General features: G+C 46.3%; 20 protein-coding genes. 17 read left to right on the top strand and 3 right to left on the bottom strand.

What is annotated here, in order from left to right:
• Positions 1–264: 264 nt before the first annotated feature.
• Positions 265–1,359, top strand: a complete 1,095-nt coding sequence (locus ACOGW3_RS12775; RefSeq protein ID WP_419903322.1) for a PQQ-dependent sugar dehydrogenase — start codon at positions 265–267, stop codon at positions 1,357–1,359.
• Between the two features lie 8 nt (positions 1,360–1,367).
• Here ACOGW3_RS12775 and ACOGW3_RS12770 read toward each other — a convergent pair whose 3' ends face one another.
• Positions 1,368–2,276 carry a LysR family transcriptional regulator gene (locus tag ACOGW3_RS12770; protein ID WP_419903321.1) on the bottom strand — a complete coding sequence of 303 codons (909 nt, stop codon included), beginning with the start codon at positions 2,274–2,276 and terminating at the stop codon, positions 1,368–1,370.
• 125 nt (positions 2,277–2,401) lie between these two features.
• Here ACOGW3_RS12770 and ACOGW3_RS12765 point away from each other — a divergent pair, with 125 nt between their 5' ends.
• From ACOGW3_RS12765 to ACOGW3_RS12705, 13 genes are all read left to right on the top strand, one after another.
• On the top strand, positions 2,402–2,593 hold the full coding sequence (locus ACOGW3_RS12765) for a hypothetical protein (protein ID WP_419903320.1): 192 nt from the start codon (positions 2,402–2,404) through the stop codon (positions 2,591–2,593).
• Between the two features lie 763 nt (positions 2,594–3,356).
• On the top strand, positions 3,357–3,959 hold the full coding sequence (locus ACOGW3_RS12760) for an SRPBCC family protein (protein ID WP_419903319.1): 603 nt from the start codon (positions 3,357–3,359) through the stop codon (positions 3,957–3,959).
• A 255-nt stretch (positions 3,960–4,214) separates the two neighbouring features.
• Positions 4,215–4,682, top strand: coding sequence for a (2Fe-2S)-binding protein (locus tag ACOGW3_RS12755; protein WP_419903318.1), 468 nt, complete (start codon positions 4,215–4,217; stop codon positions 4,680–4,682).
• Between the two features lie 2 nt (positions 4,683–4,684).
• Entirely contained in the window at positions 4,685–7,036 is a 2,352-nt protein-coding gene (locus tag ACOGW3_RS12750; protein ID WP_419903317.1) for a xanthine dehydrogenase family protein molybdopterin-binding subunit, read from the top strand.
• Positions 7,037–7,050: 14 nt separating this feature from the next.
• Positions 7,051–7,830, top strand: coding sequence for an FAD binding domain-containing protein (locus tag ACOGW3_RS12745; protein WP_419903316.1), 780 nt, complete (start codon positions 7,051–7,053; stop codon positions 7,828–7,830).
• Between the two features lie 68 nt (positions 7,831–7,898).
• Positions 7,899–8,828 carry an AAA family ATPase gene (locus tag ACOGW3_RS12740; RefSeq protein WP_419903315.1) on the top strand — a complete coding sequence of 310 codons (930 nt, stop codon included), beginning with the start codon at positions 7,899–7,901 and terminating at the stop codon, positions 8,826–8,828.
• A 4-nt stretch (positions 8,829–8,832) separates the two neighbouring features.
• On the top strand, positions 8,833–10,059 hold the full coding sequence (locus tag ACOGW3_RS12735) for a vWA domain-containing protein (protein ID WP_419903314.1): 1,227 nt from the start codon (positions 8,833–8,835) through the stop codon (positions 10,057–10,059).
• 36 nt (positions 10,060–10,095) lie between these two features.
• Positions 10,096–10,443: an XdhC family protein gene (locus ACOGW3_RS12730; RefSeq protein ID WP_419903313.1), complete on the top strand. Its 348-nt coding sequence runs from the start codon at positions 10,096–10,098 to the stop codon at positions 10,441–10,443.
• Positions 10,440–11,117, top strand: coding sequence for an XdhC family protein (locus ACOGW3_RS12725; protein ID WP_419903312.1), 678 nt, complete (start codon positions 10,440–10,442; stop codon positions 11,115–11,117). The genes ACOGW3_RS12730 and ACOGW3_RS12725 overlap by 4 nt, the downstream gene beginning before the upstream one ends.
• Positions 11,114–12,733, top strand: coding sequence for an NTP transferase domain-containing protein (locus ACOGW3_RS12720; protein ID WP_419903311.1), 1,620 nt, complete (start codon positions 11,114–11,116; stop codon positions 12,731–12,733). The genes ACOGW3_RS12725 and ACOGW3_RS12720 overlap by 4 nt, the downstream gene beginning before the upstream one ends.
• Complete coding sequence (locus ACOGW3_RS12715) at positions 12,723–13,142, top strand: iron-sulfur cluster assembly scaffold protein (RefSeq protein WP_419903310.1); 420 nt, start codon at positions 12,723–12,725, stop codon at positions 13,140–13,142. The genes ACOGW3_RS12720 and ACOGW3_RS12715 overlap by 11 nt, the downstream gene beginning before the upstream one ends.
• Before the next feature lie 101 nt (positions 13,143–13,243).
• A complete protein-coding gene (locus ACOGW3_RS12710) occupies positions 13,244–15,655 on the top strand; it encodes an ATP-binding protein (RefSeq protein WP_419903309.1) in 2,412 nt (803 codons plus the stop codon).
• Between the two features lie 186 nt (positions 15,656–15,841).
• On the top strand, positions 15,842–16,765 hold the full coding sequence (locus ACOGW3_RS12705) for an NAD(P)-dependent oxidoreductase (RefSeq protein WP_419904052.1): 924 nt from the start codon (positions 15,842–15,844) through the stop codon (positions 16,763–16,765).
• A 59-nt stretch (positions 16,766–16,824) separates the two neighbouring features.
• Here the strand turns inward: ACOGW3_RS12705 and ACOGW3_RS12700 are convergent, their stop codons facing one another.
• Positions 16,825–17,625 (bottom strand): GNAT family N-acetyltransferase, encoded by an 801-nt coding sequence (locus ACOGW3_RS12700; protein WP_419903308.1) that lies wholly within the window; start codon positions 17,623–17,625, stop codon positions 16,825–16,827.
• Between the two features lie 147 nt (positions 17,626–17,772).
• Between ACOGW3_RS12700 and ACOGW3_RS12695 the strand changes: the two genes are divergently transcribed.
• Both ACOGW3_RS12695 and ACOGW3_RS12690 read left to right on the top strand, forming a co-directional pair.
• Entirely contained in the window at positions 17,773–18,840 is a 1,068-nt protein-coding gene (locus ACOGW3_RS12695; protein ID WP_419903307.1) for a putative transporter, read from the top strand.
• Positions 18,841–18,849: 9 nt separating this feature from the next.
• Positions 18,850–19,056 (top strand): hypothetical protein, encoded by a 207-nt coding sequence (locus tag ACOGW3_RS12690; protein ID WP_419903306.1) that lies wholly within the window; start codon positions 18,850–18,852, stop codon positions 19,054–19,056.
• Here the strand turns inward: ACOGW3_RS12690 and ACOGW3_RS12685 are convergent.
• The gene (locus ACOGW3_RS12685) at positions 19,004–19,144 is read right to left on the bottom strand and encodes a hypothetical protein (RefSeq protein WP_419903305.1); all 141 of its coding nucleotides are present in this window, start codon (positions 19,142–19,144) and stop codon (positions 19,004–19,006) included. The genes ACOGW3_RS12690 and ACOGW3_RS12685 overlap by 53 nt on opposite strands.
• Between ACOGW3_RS12685 and ACOGW3_RS12680 the strand changes: the two genes are divergently transcribed.
• Positions 19,131–20,363, top strand: coding sequence for an ISL3 family transposase (locus ACOGW3_RS12680; protein WP_419901077.1), 1,233 nt, complete (start codon positions 19,131–19,133; stop codon positions 20,361–20,363). The genes ACOGW3_RS12685 and ACOGW3_RS12680 overlap by 14 nt on opposite strands.
• Positions 20,364–20,378 lie beyond the last annotated feature (15 nt).

Raw genomic sequence — 20,378 nt, 5'->3', positions numbered from 1 at the left:
CGCTTCGTACTAGGCTAAACCGCTTTATCGGTTTAAGATCTGACGGGAAATTGAACAATTTAATAATCTTAGTATTTGTTCCAAGAAAAATTATCTTCACAACAATCTGAACGTAAAAAGCTTTGGAATAGAGGGTTTTACCCTATCATTGATGGATAGCGCTGCTTAATGCCGACCAACCTGCTAACTATTAAGAGATAGATACCAATGTGTGCTCAAATACTCAGGTACCTTTTATCCTCGTTATTTCTGACTCTGACATTTTTGCTAATTAGCTTCCCAGGTTTGGCCGTATCCAGTGAGGTCGTCGATCAATTCAACAGTGAAAAATCCAGCTTTGACTTGGTCCTGCTTGCAGATGATCTCGACCATCCCTGGGGCATGGCTTTCCTTCCTGATGACCGCCTTATAATTACCGAGCGCGATGGACGCCTGAAGCTCTATGAAAAAGGAAAGGTCAAATCCATCTCATTATCAGGTTTTCCTGAAATACATAACAAGGGCCAAGGGGGCCTTCTAGATGTAACCCCTCATCCAAACTTTACAAATACCGGGCTCATCTATTTCACCTATAGCCACGTTCTCCCAAGAGGATCAACCACAGCTCTTGCCCGCGCCAACCTCCAACAGGATCAATTAACCGAGATAGAAACCCTGTTCATTGCCAAGACTGATTCGACAACCAGCCACCACTATGGGTCTCGTATTCGCTTTGATAACAACGGCCTTATCTATATGACAATCGGTGATCGCGGTCAGCGCCATACTGCCCAGCGCCTTGATCTCCACGCGGGAAAAGTTTTACGCCTCACTGACAATGGGAAACCAGCAAGTGGAAATCCCTTTATCAACACTGCTGGCGCTCTTCCTGAAATATATTCTTATGGTCACAGAAATCCTCAGGGCCTTTCACGCCACCCTGAAACAGGAGAAATGTGGCTAAGTGAGCACGGCCCACGAGGGGGAGACGAAATCAATCTTATAAAACCGGGAGTGAATTATGGCTGGCCCATTATTACCTATGGAAAAGAATATATTGGGGGATCAATCGGTGAGGGTACGCATCACCCCGACATGGCCCAACCCATATACCAATGGACCCCCTCCATTGCCCCTTCTGGGATCTTCTTTTACTCGGGCAAGGCGTTTCCTTCGTGGCAGGGGAACCTCTTCACCACAGCTCTGAAGTATGAGCTTTTAGTACGTCACGAACTTATTAATAACAAAATCGTCCATGAAGAGCGCCTTATTGAAGAAGAAGTCGGGAGAATCAGGGCCGTAACCCAAGGTACTGATGACTTGATTTACTTGCTTACAGATGAATATGACGGTGCGCTTTATAGGCTCCAGCCCAAATAATTTCCCCGTTAAATATCTTTGAGGCTGATTCCCTTATCCCAATAGGGCTCTCGACCAAATTTGCTTTCGAGAAACTCAATAAAGGATCTTGTTTTGGCAGGTAGATGCTCTCGGTTGGGATAAAGGGCATAAACGGCTGCACTCGGGAGTTCAAACTCCCTAAGAATAGGAATCAACTCCCCGGCCTTGAGTTCATCAGCGATATCCCATGTCGACTTTATGGCAATCCCGATCCCAGCTTTGGCTGCATCGCGTAATATTTCACCATTATTGGTTTCAAGGTTTCCCTTCACCTTTACATCGATTTGCCCTTCCGGTCCCTTAAAGTGCCAATGATCATGAACACCTCCTGGATAGCCAAGTACCATGCAGTTATGGTGCAAAAGGTCACTTGGATGTTCGGGAATCCCTTCTTTAGCAAGGTATTCTCGAGAGGCACATATTACTCTTCGCGCAGGACTGAGCTTTCTTGCTATAAGACTGCTGTCTTGTAGCTCTCCGGTACGGATTGCCAAATCAAAACCCGCTTGGATCATATCAACGATCTGATCCGTCAGACTGACCTGAATAGAAACATCAGGATATTGCTTGAGGAATTCCGGAAGAAGACGTGAGATATGTTTACGTCCAAAAGAAGAGGGCGCGGTTATCTTAAGCGTTCCTTTTACGTGTCCTGTCAGGCCAGAAAGTGCAGCTTCAGCATCTGCGATATCTTCAAGTATCGACTTACAGCGAATAAAGTAGCCTGCACCATCATCAGTCAGGCTCAATCTTCTCGTTGTTCGATTAAGTAGCCGAACGTCAAGACGTTCTTCAAGGTTGGCAATTCGTTTACTGACAACCGCCGCTGATAGGTTGAGTTCACGCCCTGCTGCGGTCATTCCTCCCGCAGTGGCGACCTCAACAAAAACTGTCATATCACTGATTACATCCATAGTATTATCAAAATAAACGAAACAATCATTATACAACAAGCCCTATTATCATTTTCGAAAAAGAGCGCATATTAGATACAAGAATACAAAGCTAGAGGAACAATCTCATGGAACGCTACAACGCCACCGCAACTGCTTTTGACATACAAGTTGCAGATGTTGATTATCACTTCCAAACAGCTCGCCAACTTAGATCAGCTAAAGCCCATAAACTATTTGGCAATCTCATTCGTCGCCTGTTCTCACCTTTCGGTGATTTTAAATCCCGTTATTTTTTGGCGCTCAGCAGAACAGCCTAAAATATATTATTTTCAGATAGATAGAAGATATAAATTTGGTATCCTCTATTTAAATAATACGGCAAAAATTGAACACTCTACTGGTAACGCGTGTGAAATTAATCTTTCTTTAAGCGAATCACGCTCTAATACAATCATAAATTGATTAGTGAGCTTTTAAAGATACATTCTGATTGAAATTATCGTTTTTACAAACATACGATTAGATCCTTCAAAATGAGAAAGGTACACCTTTCGCGAACGTCAATTAGCTCACCAGATACACTGTTTTATGTAGAGGAATTTGAAGTCGTATTTAGCGCCACCAGTTTATCAAGAGGTTCGGACGCAAGATACTAACCTTCATCAAAGCGCATCTTACCCCGATGCTCATTGGTGCCGAGACATTGTCTATTTGACCTTAGCATCTTCCCCCTAGGTCTCCGCACCCTACTTGCCAACCGGATCCCCCCTCCGGTTGGCAATTTTTTTACCTCCCCACAAACGCGACCCATACGTGTACACACATATGAACTTGCTATTATTTAGGCTCTTACGCATACTTGATAGGAAAATATCACTAATCACAGCCGCGTCCGACACTTGGCATATAACTTCCAATTGTGTCGCAAAGTTGCAACACTTTCAGTATCGAATTGTTTTTGCCTGGGTGACAAAGAAACCTTCCCTCTTCAATACTTCCATGTCCCCTTTTAGAGTCCGTGAAGAAAACAATCTCTGGAAGAAATTTGAAGATATTTAGCTATTAGACAGGTAGGCAACTATGCAGATGGAAGGCCAGCAACTTATCCCCGCCTCTCAAGAGAAAGTATGGGAAGCGTTAAATGATCCTGAAATTTTGAAACAATCCATCCCTGGCTGCGAAACTGTTGAAAAGAGTTCTGACACAGAATTTCAAGCGAGTCTGACGGCAAAATTTGGCCCTGTTAAAGCCAAGTTCAAAGGGCATGTCACATTATCTGATCTCGATCCACCAAATGGATACACTCTAACAGGTGAGGGTAAAGGTGGAGCCGCTGGCTTTGGAAAAGGTGAAGCAAAAGTTTCACTTGAAGAGCAAGCCGGGCAAACTCTTTTAACTTATTCTGTTAATGCAAAAGTTGGTGGAAAGCTTGCCCAGATAGGCTCAAGGCTCGTCGATTCAGCAGCAAAGAAAATGGCTGACGACTTTTTTAAAGCTTTTTCAGAAAACGTGGCTCCAACGGATCAAGATGCACCTTCAGAAGAAACCCTTTCTGAAACCGATGCACCTGCTTCAACTGATTTAAACGCACCGACGCCTGTCCAAGAACCATCAAAAAACCGCCTTCTTTATATAGGCGGCGCATGCATTCTTGTCCTACTCGCTGTTTATGCCCTGAATTAATGGGATTTAACGGCCAGTCATTAATCAAACTCTGGCATTCCCAGGGTTGAACGAGCAGGAACGTATAAAGTTCCTGCTTAAATATAACAAAAACCTATCAACATTCTTATAAAAAGAATGAGTAGATTTTAAACAGCGTTGCTCGACAATTCATTACCGAAGCAATGTTATTTCGCCCTCCCGGGCAAGCAGACCCAAAAGTAGTAATACACACAAAAATAAAAGGGCTGCGACACCACGAACAGGAGAAAACCGATGCCAACGGTATCTATGACAGTAAATGGCAAACAAGTATCGGCCGATGTGGCGCCGAATACCTTGCTTGTAACATTTATCCGAGAAAATTTGAGACTAACGGGAACACATGTCGGCTGTGACACAAGCCAATGTGGCGCCTGCGTTGTCCATGTTGATGGAAATAGCGCCAAGTCATGTACCATGCTTGCGGTTCAGGCAGAAGGTGCTGAAATCACGACAATTGAAGGACTTGCAAGCGGTGGAGAACTACACCCAATGCAAAAATCCTTTCAAGAAAATCACGGACTTCAATGCGGCTTTTGTACCACTGGAATGATTATGACTGCCGTTGATATGGTCAACAAGCAAGACGATATGGATGATGCCTCCATTCGCAAAGGCTTGGAAGGCAATATCTGTCGGTGCACAGGATATCAAAACATCGTCAAGTCGGTAAAAGCGGCTGCAAAAGAAATGGAGGGCTGATCATGACCACTGAAACTGGAATTGGCGCATCCGTTCGCCGTAAAGAAGATAAACGCTTTATCATCGGTAAAGGTCGCTATCTCGACGACATTACCAAACCGGGGCAAACCTATGGATACTTTGTGCGTTCTCCTCATGCTCATGCAAAAATCAACAACTTTGATGCAACTGAAGCCTTAAATGCACCCGGTGTCGTCGCGGTCTTAACTGGCCCAGACATGGAAGCTGACGGCATTGGTCCCATTATTTGCGGTTGGGGCATTACTTCAAAAGATGGCACACCTCATAAAGCTCCGGCTCACCCTGCTCTCGCGATTGGCCATGTTCGCTACGTTGGTCATCAAGTGGCACTGGTTGTTGCCGAGACCTTGCAAGAAGCTAAAAACGCAGCTGAACTGGTTGAAGTCGACTACGAAGAACTTCCTCACGTTGTTGAAGTCGGCGATGCACTCGCAGAAGGTGCTCCACAGATTCATGCCGATGTGCCTGGTAATCTATCTTTCGATTGGGAACTCGGTGATAAGGCTGCAACTGATCAAGCAATATCAAACGCTCACCATGTCACGCGGATGGATCTTCGCAATAATCGAGTTATTCCCAACGCGATGGAGCCTCGTGCTGCCCTTAGTGAGTACGACACGGGTACGGATGAGATAACGCTCTACACAACAAGTCAAAACCCTCATGTTCACAGACTGGTTCTATCAGCTTTTAATGGCGTGGCTCCGGAACACAAATTGAGGGTCATTGCTCCAGATGTTGGCGGTGGGTTTGGGTCTAAAATTTTCATTTATTCCGAAGAAACCGTCTGTGCTTGGGCAACTAAAAAACTAAATCGTCCAATTAAATGGACCGCTGAACGTTCCGAAGCTTTCCTTAGTGATGCTCATGGTCGCGACCATGAAACCCATGCGGAAATGGCTTTTGATTCAAATGGTAAAATTCTTGGTTTAAAAGTGGCAACAAAAGCCAATGTCGGCTGTTATCTCTCCACTTTTGCTTCGGCTGTCCCGACCTATCTTTACGGTACATTGCTTAATGGTCAGTACACCATGCCGGCAATTTATGTTGAGGTTCAGGCCGGATTTACCAATACGGCCCCAGTGGATGCCTATCGTGGGGCTGGTCGGCCAGAAGCAACATATGTCGTTGAGCGCATGATCGAGATCGGCGCCCGTGAAATGGGTATCGATCCTGGAGAAATCCGCAAGCGTAATTTCATCGCACCGGATGCTTATCCATATGAAACGCCTGTGATTATGACCTATGACAGTGGGAACTATGCCCTTGCCATGGACAAAGCACAGGATGCCATCGACTATCAAGGCTTTGACGCTCGCAAAGCAGAATCTGCACAACGCGGCAAATTACGGGGCATAGGCTATTCTGCCTTTATCGAAGCGTGTGGCATTGCTCCTTCCGCAGCGGTTGGTTCTCTTGGCGCAGGTGTTGGTCTTTGGGAATCAGCTCAGGTTCGTTTCAATCCGACAGGCAGCGTAACTGTCTTTACCGGTAGCCATTCTCACGGGCAGGGTCATGAGACCACTTTTGCTCAAATCATTTCAGACCAACTCGGTGTTCCCCTTGATCAGGTAGAAATATCTCACGGTGATACAGGGAAAGTACCTTTTGGCATGGGAACTTACGGTTCTCGTTCACTTGCCGTTGGCGGATCTGCAATAATTAAAGCTGTCGATAAAATTGTTGAAAAAAGCAAGAAGATTGCGGCACATACCCTAGAGGCATCAGTTGAAGACATCGAACATTCCGGTGGCGTGTTCTCTGTTGCGGGAACAGACAAGAAAATGACGATGGCTGAAATTGCTTTCTCAGCCTATGTCCCGCACAATTATCCTGCTGATGTTGAGCCTGGCATGGATGAAACGGCGTTCTATGATCCTCTCAACTTTACCTTCCCGGCAGGCACTCACATTGCCGAAGTTGAAATTGATCCAGAAACTGGAACCACAGAGATCCTCGATTGGGTTGCCGTGGATGATTTCGGAAATGTCATCAATCCGATGATTGTCGAAGGACAAGTGCACGGAGGACTTGCACAGGGTATTGGACAAGCGCTCCTAGAAAATTGTGTGTACGACAAGGAAAGCGGACAACTTCTGACAGGCTCTTACATGGATTATTGTATGCCACGTGCAGATGACTTGCCTAACTTTAGGGTCGAAACCATCAACACGCCTTGCACAACCAATCCACTGGGCGTGAAAGGTTGCGGTGAAGCCGGTGCCATCTCTGCTCCTGCAGCATTGATGAACGCCATCACCAACGCCCTGGGCAAGGAAATTGACATGCCAGCCACACCTGAAAAGGTATGGCGTGCGGCACAGGGTCTTTAAGGGAGGAATGCATCATGTATGAATTTGATTACAAACGTCCGGGTACTCTCGACGAAGCAGCGTCCCTCTTGAATGAGGACACTGTATTATTGGCTGGTGGTCAGACTTTGCTACCAACACTTAAGCAGCGTCTCGCCCAACCTGAAGCCCTGGTTGATCTCAGTGCCATTGATTCATTGCGCGGGGTTTGTCCCGACGGGGATCAATTGGCCATAGGTGCCATGACCACCCATGCGGAAGTTGCACGTGAGGCAACCATTCCAGCGCTTGCCGCACTTGCTGGTGACATTGGAGATCCACAGGTGAGAAACCGTGGAACCATCGGGGGTTCCATTGCAAACAACGATCCCGCCGCTGATTATCCAGCAGCTGTAGTTGGTTTAAACGCAGTGGTAAACACCAACAAGCGAGTCATATCGGCAGATGATTTTTTCGTAGATCTATTTGAAACGGCATTGGATGAGGGAGAGATCATCACCAATGTCACCTTCCCAACACCTGATGCTGCGGCTTACATGAAGTTTGACAATCCGGCCTCTCGTTACGCCATTGTTGGTGTCATGGTCGCGAAAACTTCTGCTGGTGTCAGAGTAGCTGTGACAGGAGCTGGTCCTTGCGTCTTCAGGCAATCTGAGATGGAAGCTGCTCTTTCAAGTAACTTTACGCCGCAAGCACTTGAGAACATCACTGTTTCAGCTGATGGGCTCAATGCAGATATTCACGCTTCAGCCGAGTATCGTGCAAACCTGATCAAGGTTCTGGCCAAGCGGGCTGTTGCCCAAATCAACGGCTAATATATCTGGCCGCTTTCGGAGAAATCCGGAGGCGGCCATTTCAGAGTTTCTGTTTACCGGAGTACGTCATGTCCAATCACCCTCAAATTCCGCAGTCTGTTGATGACGTCCTTCAATATCTTTCTAAAGGCAAATACGTAGCGGACAGATCGCTTGCAACAGTGATTTTTCTTGCCTTAAAAATGCAACGACCTCTTTTCTTAGAAGGAGAAGCGGGTGTTGGGAAAACTGAGATTGCCAAGGTTTTATCCGAAACTTTGGATCGGCCACTCGTCCGCCTTCAGTGTTATGAAGGACTGGATGTAAACACGGCCGTCTATGAGTGGAATTACACTCGGCAAATGGTTGAAATTCGAATTGCAGAAGCTTCGGGGGAAACTGATCGAAGTCGCCTGACAAAGGACATTTTCACCCCCGACTTTCTGATCAAGCGGCCCCTTCTGGAAGCTCTCGAAGGAACGAAGGGCAAGAGCCCCGTCTTGTTAATCGACGAGCTCGATCGTGCAGATGAAGCCTTTGAAGCCTATTTGCTTGAAGTCCTTTCCGATTATCAAATCACCATCCCCGAGCTCGGCACGATCAAAGCCGAAGAACCACCAATTGTGATCATTACATCCAACCGGACCCGGGAAATTCACGATGCTTTGAAACGTCGATGCCTTTACCACTGGGTCGATTACCCCGATGCCTTGAGAGAATTGGAAATACTCAAAATCAAGGCACCAAATGCCGCCGAACAATTGAGCAAGGAAGTTGTTTTCTTTGTTCAGGAACTACGAAAAAATCCGGAAATATTCAAACAACCGGGTATTGCTGAGACCATCGACTGGACCAATGCGTTGACCCAGCTTGATTGTGTCTCTCTCGCACCAGAGGCCGTTAGTGATACTTTGGGCGTGTTATTGAAATATCAGGATGATATCGGCCGCATCCAAGGCAGTGAAGCCTCACAGATGCTAAATAATATTCAAAGTGAAATGGATCAGGCTGGAGTTTAGTCTGTTGAACTCCTCTTCACCTAACAACGACAGGTCTCAGAACGAAGGCTTTCTTGCACAGAACCTTCTTCATTTTGCCAGAACCCTGAGAAAAGCAGGTCTTAAGGTCCCCTCTTCTCGTGTGCTGGATGCCATTGAAGCCATTGAGATAACCGGTCTGGCCCGCAGAGATGAACTCCACGCGACTCTTGGCTGTCTTTTCGTCACTTCCCGGGATCAACAAGAGATATTTGATCAATGTTTCTATATCTTCTGGCGCAATCCAGAGCTGTTGGAACGCGCCATGTCCATGCTCCTGCCAACGACCTTTTTAGAAAATGCGCCTAAAGATGAAAAAGATAAGGCGTTAAAACGCGTTAGCGAAGCCTTTTCTCCTGAACAAGAAAAGCCCCTCCCTCCAGAAGAGGAAGATAAGAACGAAGTAGAGTTCGACGCCCGTATGACCATCTCTGATGAAGAGGTTCTTCGAAACAAAGATTTCGAACAAATGAGTTCTCAAGAGCAACAAAATGCGCTTCGCCTCATTAAGCGTCTAAAACTTCCCGCTGAAGATATTGTCACCAGGCGGTTCTCGCCAACGCTCCGAAGGCACAGGGTTGATATGAGGCGGAGCATGCAAGCGTCCATGCGAAGTGGTGGCGATATTATTGAACTGCGGCATAAATCCCCTCAGCACAAAAGGGCGCCGCTTGTAATCCTGTGTGATATCTCGGGATCCATGAGCCATTACAGTCGAATGCTGCTCCATTTCATCCACACCTTAAGTGGCGCCAGAGACAGAATACACAGTTTTGTTTTTGGGACCCGATTACACAATATTACCCGGCATATGCTGAATACGGATGTTGATGAAGCTTTGGGTGCCGTTGGCAGGCAGGTGGACGACTGGTCAGGCGGCACCAGGATAGCCACAGCTCTTCACGATTTTAACCAACAGTGGTCGAGACGGGTCCTTGGCCAAGGCGCAAATGTCCTTCTTATTACCGATGGGCTGGAACGCGAAAGCGATCAAGATCTCTCCTTGGAAATGGATAGATTACACAGATCCTGTCGAAAATTAATTTGGCTTAATCCGTTACTTCGCTACGATGCTTTCGAAGCAAAGGCACGGGGAATTAAATTAATGTTGCCGCATGTTGATGAATTTCGAAGTGCCCATAATCTGGAAAGTTTGGAAGGACTGGTTGAAAGCTTACAAGCCAATCCCCTCATTAAACATAACAAGATTTAAAAAAGAGCCGACAAGGGCGAGGGAGAGAACAGCGCAGTGACTACACTCAGCAATCAAGATCTATCGTCACACGACTTGCTAATGACAGCCGGCAACTGGCACGACAGCGGCAAAAAGGTTGCCTTGGCTACCGTGATCCAGACCTGGGGATCATCTCCCCGCCAGGCCGGTAGTCTCATGATCATTGATGAAGATATGACCATGCTTGGATCTGTTAGCGGTGGATGTATCGAAGGTGCCGTCATTCAAGAAGCACTTGAAATTATGGATCATGGCGAGGCCAAAATATTGGAGTTTGGGGTCGGGGACGAACAGGCCTGGGATGTTGGTCTTGCTTGTGGTGGGACTATTCAAGTTTATGTCGAGAGATTGGAAGCAGCATGAAACGCCATTTGCTGGACCAGCTCAACCAAGCGCGAAGTGAGAAAACAACCACGGTTCTACTCACAGATTTGAACAGTGGCTCACAAGAATTAATCTATCCCCTCAGCACTACGGCTGAACACGCCTTACTCGCTGATATGAAAAAAGCAGTACGGGATGATCGATCTTACGTACACGAGGAAAACGGATCTAAAACTTTCATTCAGGTGTTCAATCCACCCTTGCGTTTGATCATCGTTGGCGCGGTTCATATTTCCCAGTTTCTCGTTCCTATGGCGCAGCTTGCGGGATACGAGGTTATTCTCGTTGACCCTCGCAGTGCCTTTGGCAACCCCGCCCGTTTTCCAGATTGCGCCATAAGTAATGAATGGCCCGATGATGCAATGCAGGAACTCAGCCTCGATCACAGAACAGCCGTGGTTATCCTGACCCACGACCCCAAACTTGATGATCCCGCTATTGAGGCGACCCTCAAATCTGACGCCTTTTACATCGGTGCTTTGGGCAGTAAACGCACCCATGCAAAAAGGATGGAAAGACTTAATCACCTTGAAGGATTAGATCGTATCGAGGGACCAATTGGCCTTGCTATCGGGTCCAAGAACCCTGCCGAGATTGCCGTATCTATACTTGCGGCGATTACCAATGCCTTGAGAAATGGGTCGATGAAGTGATTTATGAAAAAGTCGATACCCTAAAGGCAGAAGGTACATACCTTGCCCACTCCCTTAAAAGCCGGTCTGGCCGATTGGGAAAAGGTCATAAAATAACCGCGCGGGACATCGATGATCTTCTCGCTGAGGGCCTCAAACAAATCGTCTCTATCCGCATGGAAAGTGGTGATATCCATGAAGACAATGCTGCAGCACGGTTGGGCGAAGCTGTTTCAGGCGCGGGCAGTTCGCCCAGTACCGCTTTTACAGGCCGGTGTAATATTCATAGCACCACCCACGGGGTATTGTGCGTATCCCCAAGTGAAATCGATGCCCTGAATAGTGTGGATGAAGCAATTACGCTCGCCACGCTCCCCCCCTTTAGTACCGTTTACCCTGGTCAATTGATCGGCACGGTAAAAATAATACCCTTGGCGGCGCCCGAGCAGGCCCTTTCTAGGGCTGAGGGCAAAACCCAACTCCAGGTGAAAGCATACCAAAAGCATAAAGTGGGTTTGATCCTTACCCGCCTACCACAAACCAAAACCTCCGTCCTGGAAAAAACACAAACCGTTGTAAATCAACGCCTAAAAACCTGCGATAATGAACTGAACACAACCCTGACAGTTGCCCATGAAGATTTGGAAATTGCCCAGGCGGTTGAAAGACTAAGATCCGAGAACCATGATCTTATCATGATTTTTGGCGCCTCAGCCATTGTCGATCGACAGGATTCTCTGCCCGCAGGGCTTGTTCTCGCTGGTGGAACGATTGAACACTTTGGCATGCCCGTTGACCCTGGAAACCTGCTATTACTCGGCGAACATTCCGGCGCAACAGTTATCGGACTACCCGGTTGCGCCAGATCACCAAAGCTCAATGGTTTTGATTGGGTGCTACAACGAATATTGGCCAAGATAGATGTGACAAAAAAAGACCTGACAGCAATGGGATGTGGCGGTCTATTGTCCGAGATCTCGACCCGTCCTCAACCGAGAGAAAAAGAGATCACTGAGGCCATGCCACATAAGCCAAAAATTACGGCTCTACTCCTCGCAGCGGGACAATCTCGCCGAATGGGGCACAAAAACAAACTGTTGCAGGAATGGAACGGGAAACCTCTGGTAAAATGGGTCGCCGACAATCTTGAAGCTAGCTCTATTGATCATACTATTGTTGTTACCGGACACGAAGCCGATCGGGTTCGTGATTGCCTGGCAGGCCTGGACCTTGAATTTGTCTATAACCCCAACTTCGATGATGGCCTAAGCACCTCCTTGATCAAGGGTTTAATGTCTGTATCGGCTGATAGCGACGCCGTACTCATTTGCCTAGGTGATATGCCAACGATTTCCAAAGACCAGCTCAATACTCTAATTGGTTCCTTCGACCCTGAAAATGCTGCCGCAATTTGCGTCCCGACCTTTGAAGGTAAAAAGGGGAATCCGGTCCTCTGGAGTAGGAATTTTATTCCCGAGATGATGAATTTAAAAGGTGACAGCGGAGCCAGACATCTACTTGGGACCTATACCGAGGATGTTTGTGAAATCCCAATGTCAGATATTGCCATACTATCTGATATTGATACTCCAGAAGCCCTTCAAGCACTTAGAGACGAAGCCCCAAATGCAAAGTGATGATCTATATAACAAAAAACTCCTGAAACTTGCCAGTGAAGGGGATTGCAGCCTCGAACAACCCGATCTTTCGGTTACTCACGATAATCCTCTTTGTGGCGATCGCATCACGATTGACCTCACCATGGATAAAACAGTGATCAAAAATATCGGCTACAAAGCTCGATCCTGTGCGTTATGCAAAGCTTCAGCTCAACTCCTAAAACAAATGGCTCCCGGACACGATTTAGCCTTTTTACAAGATTTTCACGGAAAATTAAAAACGCACTTAAAAGAAAATCTTCCTCTGAAGTTTTCAAACGAATCAAAAGACTTTAATATATTTCAACCTGTTACAGGTATAAAAAACCGTCACACCTGTGTCCTTTTACCCTTTGAAGCACTCGCCAAAATAGAAAGAAAAAATTAAAACAATTGATTGTATAATCTTTCTGATCAGTCATTGCAGTTTCACAGGCTTAACGGCAAGATTATTAAAATTGTTTTGTGCTAGAGGGGTTTTCCAACAGGATGTCCATTCAAGGAAAAATTGGCTCACTCGTTGCTGGGTTATTCCTAATTCTGATTATATTCAGTGCCGGAATTCTATATTCAATTGTGATACCTGAATTTGAAAATCTGGATCGTGAAAACACAATTCACCGTTCCCAGCAAATCCAAAACACCCTTCACGATGAACTTGAAGATCTCGTTGTCTATTCAAGCGATTGGGGAATTTGGGATGACACCTATGAATATATGGAAAGTCGAGATCCTGAATTCATATCATCTAGCGCACCTGATGATACCTTCGAGATAACCGATATCCATCTTATGGCCTTCCTGAACATGGATCAGGAAATGGTTTGGGGACGGTGGCTCGACAAAGAGGCAGAAGGTTATAGTGACCTCAGCCTCTCATTTGTCGATGACAAAACGATTTCCTTACTTGCTCCCCAAGAAGTGGTTGCCAAGGGTTCGATATCTGGATTTGTTCAAACCAGTCGCGGCCCCATGCTTATTGCCGCCTATCCGATTTTAAAGAGTAATCAAGAAGGCCCTGCAAGAGGTATCGCACTGACTGGCCGCTATATGGACGAGAACCGTATGGGGCAGATCGCAGAGGATCTTAATGCAGAGTTTGAAACCCTGCTAAGTGGAGCGCTGACGACAGAACAACTCGCCAGCATTCCCACACCGGTAATCAAAAACAAAGTACCCGCAGAAGGCATTGGACTTTTTAACGATCCAAACGCTGATATCATGTATTCCTATATTGATATCATCGCCATGAACGATGTAACTCTGATGAGGTTAGTGCACCCGCACCCGATGGAAATCCTTGAGAAAGGACAATTTGCAATATCAACGGCACTTCAGTTGTTTGCAGCTTTCTTTGCCATCGCCCTTTTCTTTATTGTCATGTCTTTGCATCGTATTGTCGTTACACCCCTTGCCACCTTGAGGAACAAAATCACTTCCCTGGCCTCAAAGGACACCCTTCCTGCCGATAAAATTACCCAAAGCCAATCAAATGAACTTCTGCTGGCTCTTGAGAGCTTCGATGTCATGGAAGAAGAAATCCGCCAGCATCAAAACGTGCTTGAAGACAAAGTCCGTGACAGAACACATTGGCTTCAGGAAACCAACGAGCGGCTAGAAAATGAAATTGAAGAAAGACAGCGTACAGAAGGGAATCTTTTGGCCGCCAAGGTTGAAGCCGAGCAATCGAGCCGGAGTAAATCAGAGTTTCTAGCAACCGTCAGCCATGAAATCCGCACCCCCATGAACGGTGTGGTTGGGATGACAAACCTCTTGCTGGAAAGCTCCCTGGATGGGGAACAACTTGAATATACCCAGTCCATTCGGAACTCTGCTGATCACCTGCTTCTATTAATCAATGACATTCTCGACATTTCCCGATTAGAAGCAGGCGTTAGTGAACTTGAAATCAGCAGCTTTAATCTACCCGAATTGTTCGCTTCCGTTACCAGTGCGCAACAATCCAAGGTCAAAGCCAAAGGTCTGGAACTCACGACAGAAATTGACCCGCAACTGCCGGAATGGGTGCGATGTGATCCGACGAGGCTCCGCCAAGTTCTTTTCAATTTGGTCGGGAATGCTGTCAAATTCACCGATACCGGCCATATAAAAATATCCGTTGGCCCCCTCATGCCACGCGAAGGCACGACACAATGGATCAGATGCACGGTGGAAGATACAGGTATTGGCATCAGTGAAGATGATCAAAATCGAATTTTTGAGAGATTTACCCAGGCTGATGGAACTGCCTCCCGCAGACATGGCGGGGTAGGTTTGGGGCTTTCCATTGCCAAAAGACTTTGCAAGCAGTTGGATGGAGAAATCGGGCTTGAAAGTAGTTTTGGAAAAGGAAGTATATTCTGGTTCACCATCCCGCTCGAAGTCGCAAAATCTGCCGGAATTCCCAGTACAATACCAGAATCAGCCAATCAGAATGATACCAAAAATTTCATTGCCACCCCTCCCGAAAATCCGTTGCAAATTTTGGTTGCCGAAGACAATAAGATCAACCAAATGCTCCTGTTAAAATTCCTCAGTAAACGAGGGCATAATACAGAAATTGCCGTTAATGGTGCTGAAGCCCTGGATATCGTTAAAACCAACACGCCAGACATCATTCTGATGGATATTCAAATGCCGGAAATGGACGGCATTGAAGCAACCAGAGCTATTCGTTCCCTGGGAGGTGACAAAGCCGAGGTTCCGATTATCGCTGTAACCGCGAATGCAATGAAAGGCGATAGGGATAGTTATATCGCTGCAGGAATGAACGACTATGTTGCAAAACCTGTAGACTTTAAAAAGCTGATGGACGTGATCAACACTTATACAGACTCTACAGAACCTGAAAAGAGCTCGGATGAACCAGAGAATTCACCTGAGATTTCAGGAAATCCTTAAAACAGATCGCTTTCTATGCAGTAACTCTACAATACCAAAACTTAATTTTTTCACGATTCCAATATCACTCTCACGCAAGGGATTGTCCCCCAATTTCAGGGGACAATCTCATGGGCCTCTTGCACGATTTGCCCCAAGTTTCTAAGCTCTGCACCATTCTATTTTATGAGGCGATTTAATAACCCTATCTATTATCGCCAAACGACATCCGAAATATTACGGGTAACTGAGGAGCAGGAAATGGCAAAAGTTGCGTTTATTGGTTTGGGAGTTATGGGCTATCCAATGGCAGGTCATTTGGCTGCTAATGGGCACGACGTTGCGGTTTATAACCGTACAGGAGCCAAAGCCGATGCCTGGGTAAAAGAGCATAGTGGCAGCAAAGGTGATACCCCACGTGCAGCATCCGAAGGTGCCGATATCGTATTTTGTTGCGTAGGTAACGATGATGACCTTAGATCCGTAGTTCTAGGTGACAACGGTATCTTTGCCGGCATGTCAGCTGATACAGTTCTTGTTGATCACACCACCGCTTCTGCGGATGTCGCCCGCGAGCTCGGGGCCATTGCCAATGAAAAGGGCCTGCACTTTATCGATGCGCCCGTTTCCGGTGGCCAAGCCGGTGCTGAAAATGGGGTTCTGACAGTCATGTGTGGCGGAGAGCAGGCCGCTTTTGACCGTATCCAACCCGTGGCAGACTGTTTTTCTCGTGCGGTTACCCTTATGGGTCCAATTGGTTCCGGCCAGTTGACCAAAATGGTCAACCAGATCGCCATTGCAGGTCTGGTTCAAGGTTTAAGTGAAGCTATGAACTTTGGTCAAAAAGCCAATCTTGACATGGAAAAAGTCATCGATGTGATCTCCAAGGGAGCCGCCGGTTCCTGGCAGATGGAAAATCGAGGTTCAACCATGTGTAAAGGTGAATTTGAATTCGGTTTTGCTGTGGATTGGATGCGCAAGGATCTTGGCATTTGCTTTGACGAATCAAAACGCAATGGCGCCCGTTTGCCTGTTACTCATTTGGTCGATCAATTTTATGCCCAGGTTCAAGGGCGTGGTGGTCAGCGTTGGGATACATCCAGCCTGGTTCACCTGCTCCAAAACGACTAACTAAACAGATAAGAGATCAGCAGTATGACTTAAGGGCTGTGCTGCTGATTTTTTTAATCCTATTGGCCCCAGAGCTCAAAACCAGCTTCTGTAGAAGTCGCAATACCGCAGAGGACTGAGGTATCCAGTTTGAGCCCGCATTTTTCGACCATGCGCTGCGATATTTTATTTTCAGTTGATACCTGTTCGTAAAAACTTTTTGCACCAAGTTTGGTAATGCAACTCCGTATCATTGCAGCATTAACCAGTCCGCCAAGACCGTTCCCACGATGATTGGCATCGACCGCGACCAACCCGCCCCAGCCTGTATCACTATGCTCACTATGGTCATTGTGGGCAAAATACCCATAGGCCATGGCGACAATATCCCCATCAACACTTCGCACAACCTTGGTACAGGCATCGACAGACTGCCCGGAAAGCATCAAACCTGATACCGGAGGGATACCATTGTCAGACAGGAAAATTTGAATTTCCTTGATCAGTTCCGGATTGTGTAACTCTTCAATAGAAATAAAGGACAGTTCACCGGGTAAGGAATTACGAATGAGAGGCTCGGTAGCTTTCAGAATATCGCCCGAGCTTCCCGTGAACACATTCCAAAAATTGATTGCATAACCCTCTGCTGCAAGTTTGTCCCTTACGCTTTCCATTCTATGAGCCGGGATCATGCGAAAACCAAACCGGCCATCTCGTTTTAGGTGTTCAAAGATCACATCCCACCCAAGGGCATCAGGATCATCACAGCCAAGACATCGTCCGGGATGACAAGCGCCCGCCGTCGAATACATCCAGTTAGTGTACTCATCTGCTCTGCGCTGTAACCGCACCTGAGTGTCCGTGCCGAAATATTGTTCCATAACACCCCTATTCGATGAATATCTTATCAATAGATTGTGAAGGAAGTCTTGGTACCCTGCAAATATCTAATCCAGCCTTGATCCTGCCATAAGCTACCGCCATGATGGCACAAATCAAAACTCGCAGCCAATTAGAGAAAGTTCCCCATGTTTCATAGCTTTTATAAATCCAAAAAATGGGCGCTCTGGGCCTATGGCGGCGGCTTGCTACTAATCACATCGCTATGGATACAGGTTCAATTCACCGTTGCCATTAATGTTTGGTACAAAGGTTTTTATGATTTACTGCAAAATGCAAAAGATTATTACGATAAATCAGATGAAGGCATAACCCTCTTTTACGACAAACTAGTTAGCGTGGATTACATCCTTAACTCATTCGAAGGGGAGCCTTCTTGGTTGGTTCTTGCAACACCATATATAATTCTTGCTACAGCTACAGGCTGGTTCACAAGAGTTTATACTTTGCAATGGCGTGAAGCGATAACCTTTGACTTCATTCCAAGATGGCGTTCTGTTGAAGAAGAAATTGAAGGGGCTTCACAGCGAATTCAGGAAGATTGCTACAAGTTTGCTGATATCGTACAAAGTCTTGGTTTACAAATTGTTCGAGCTTTTATGACGCTTATTGCTTTTGTTCCCATACTCTGGACCTTAAGTGAAAAAGTTGACATTCCAATCCTAAGAGATATTGAAGGCTCTCTTGTCTGGTTAGCACTATGCGTATCTTTAGGTGGCTTAGTTGTTTCGTGGTTCGTTGGCATAAAACTACCTGGCTTGGAATACAATAATCAAAAAGTAGAGGCTGCTTTTAGAAAAGACCTTGTATTGGGGGAAGACAATAAAACTCAATATGCACAACCCGAAACGCTATTTGAACTCTTCACAGGCATTCGATTCAATTATCGACGCCTATTCTGGCATTATGGTTATTTTGATTTATGGGCTCATTTTTACGACCAATTTATGTCTATCGCCCCTTACCTGATAATGGGGCCAAGCCTATTCACTGGGAAAATTTTACTTGGGATAATGATTCAAGTTTCAAATGCTTTTGGTAAAGTTCACGGAAGCTTTTCACTCTTTTTGCATAATTGGACACGAATTACAGAATTAAGGTCTATATATCGGCTCTTCTCCGCTTTGTTGAGTAGAAAAAGATGCCGACCGCCAAGTAACCTGTTGATATGTATGGTTTCTGATAACTTTACATAGAGCAGGTATATGACAATCAACATCTCGCAGCATATTTTAGGCCTCAAAGGGCAACGTGTAAATGAAATTAAACTGGATGACGGCGGTGTTAAGATTGTCATTCACTGCAGCCGAGACGCGCGTAGGAGGGCTATAGACCCTGCTACAGGCCAGAAGGGAAGCATCAACCAGCATGTCCGCCGACAAGTAAACGACGGCTCTTCTCCGCTTTGTTGAGTAGAAAAAGATGCCGACCGCCAAGTAACCTGTTGATATGTATGGTTTCTGATAACTTTACATAGAGCAGGTATATGACAATCAACATCTCGCAGCATATTTTAGGCCTCAAAGGGCAACGTGTAAATGAAATTAAACTGGATGACGGCGGTGTTAAGATTGTCATTCACTGCAGCCGAGACGCGCGTAGGAGGGCTATAGACCCTGCTACAGGCCAGAAGGGAAGCATCAACCAGCATGTCCGCCGACAAGTAAACGACATCCCCCTTTTTGGGTATCCTTGTGTGGTCGAGATTGAGCTGGCGCAGGTTTATATTAACAAGGGCGAACGCCGCATTGAGGGGTGTGATTTTGTTGATAAAGGGTGCCGTTTCACTCACCGATTTTGCCGACTGATCAGTGGATTATGTCGGCATATGTCTATTCAAGCGGTTTCCAGACATTTGGATATACGATGGGAAACGGTCAAGAATATCGACAGGGCATACCTTATTGAAACTCTCCCTACGCTTGATCCTGCAGAGCTAACTGGCTTGGAATATATTGGTGTAGATGAAGTTGCCCGGGCGAAAGGTCATGACTACATGACGGTGGTCTACGATATGGTTGGCGGTCATCTGATCTGGGTTGAAGCAGGCCGAACTGCCGAGGTTTTTTCAAGGTTTTTGAAACAACTGCAACCAGATACAGCCTGCAAAATAAAGGCCGTAGCGATGGATATGGGGCCTGCCTACCAAAAGGCTGTCAGAGAGTCCTTGCCGTTGGCCGACATAGTATTTGACCGTTTCCACGTCATGAAAAACTACAGCAAAGCTATCCATAATCAGCGTCGACTTGAGTTCAGAAAGGCCGATCCAAGTGGTAAAGAGTTGATGAAAGGGACACATTATCTGTTGCTCAAAAATGCGGATAAGTTGAGTGAAAAACAAAGTGACAAGCTGCAAAGGTTGCTGGAGAGCAATAGCAACCTGAATGCACTTTACGTCTTGAAAGAACAGCTTCAGCTGCTGTGGAGTGCCGCTTCATTTGAGGCGATGGCGGAGCAACTGGAACGTTGGTGCCTGATAGCAGATCAGTCACAGATGCTCTATCTAAAAAAGTTCGCGAAATCCCTACGGAAACATTGTGTGGGCATCTGCAACTACGCCAAACACAAGCTCACAAGCGCCAGGATAGAGGCTGGTAATGTCAGTATAGGAATGATCCGTAAGCGAGCCAGAGGCATCAAGGATACCGAATACTTCAAACTCAAAATTAGACAATCATCCATTCCAGATAATCAATCTATGCTCTATTTGAAATCCTAAATCTACTCAACAAAG

The sequence above is a fragment of the Kiloniella sp. genome, from assembly GCF_965205715.1.
Taxonomy (GTDB): domain Bacteria; phylum Pseudomonadota; class Alphaproteobacteria; order Kiloniellales; family Kiloniellaceae; genus Kiloniella.
Note: the sequence above shows the minus strand (reverse complement) of the source record. Positions and strands in the feature narration are given on the sequence as shown.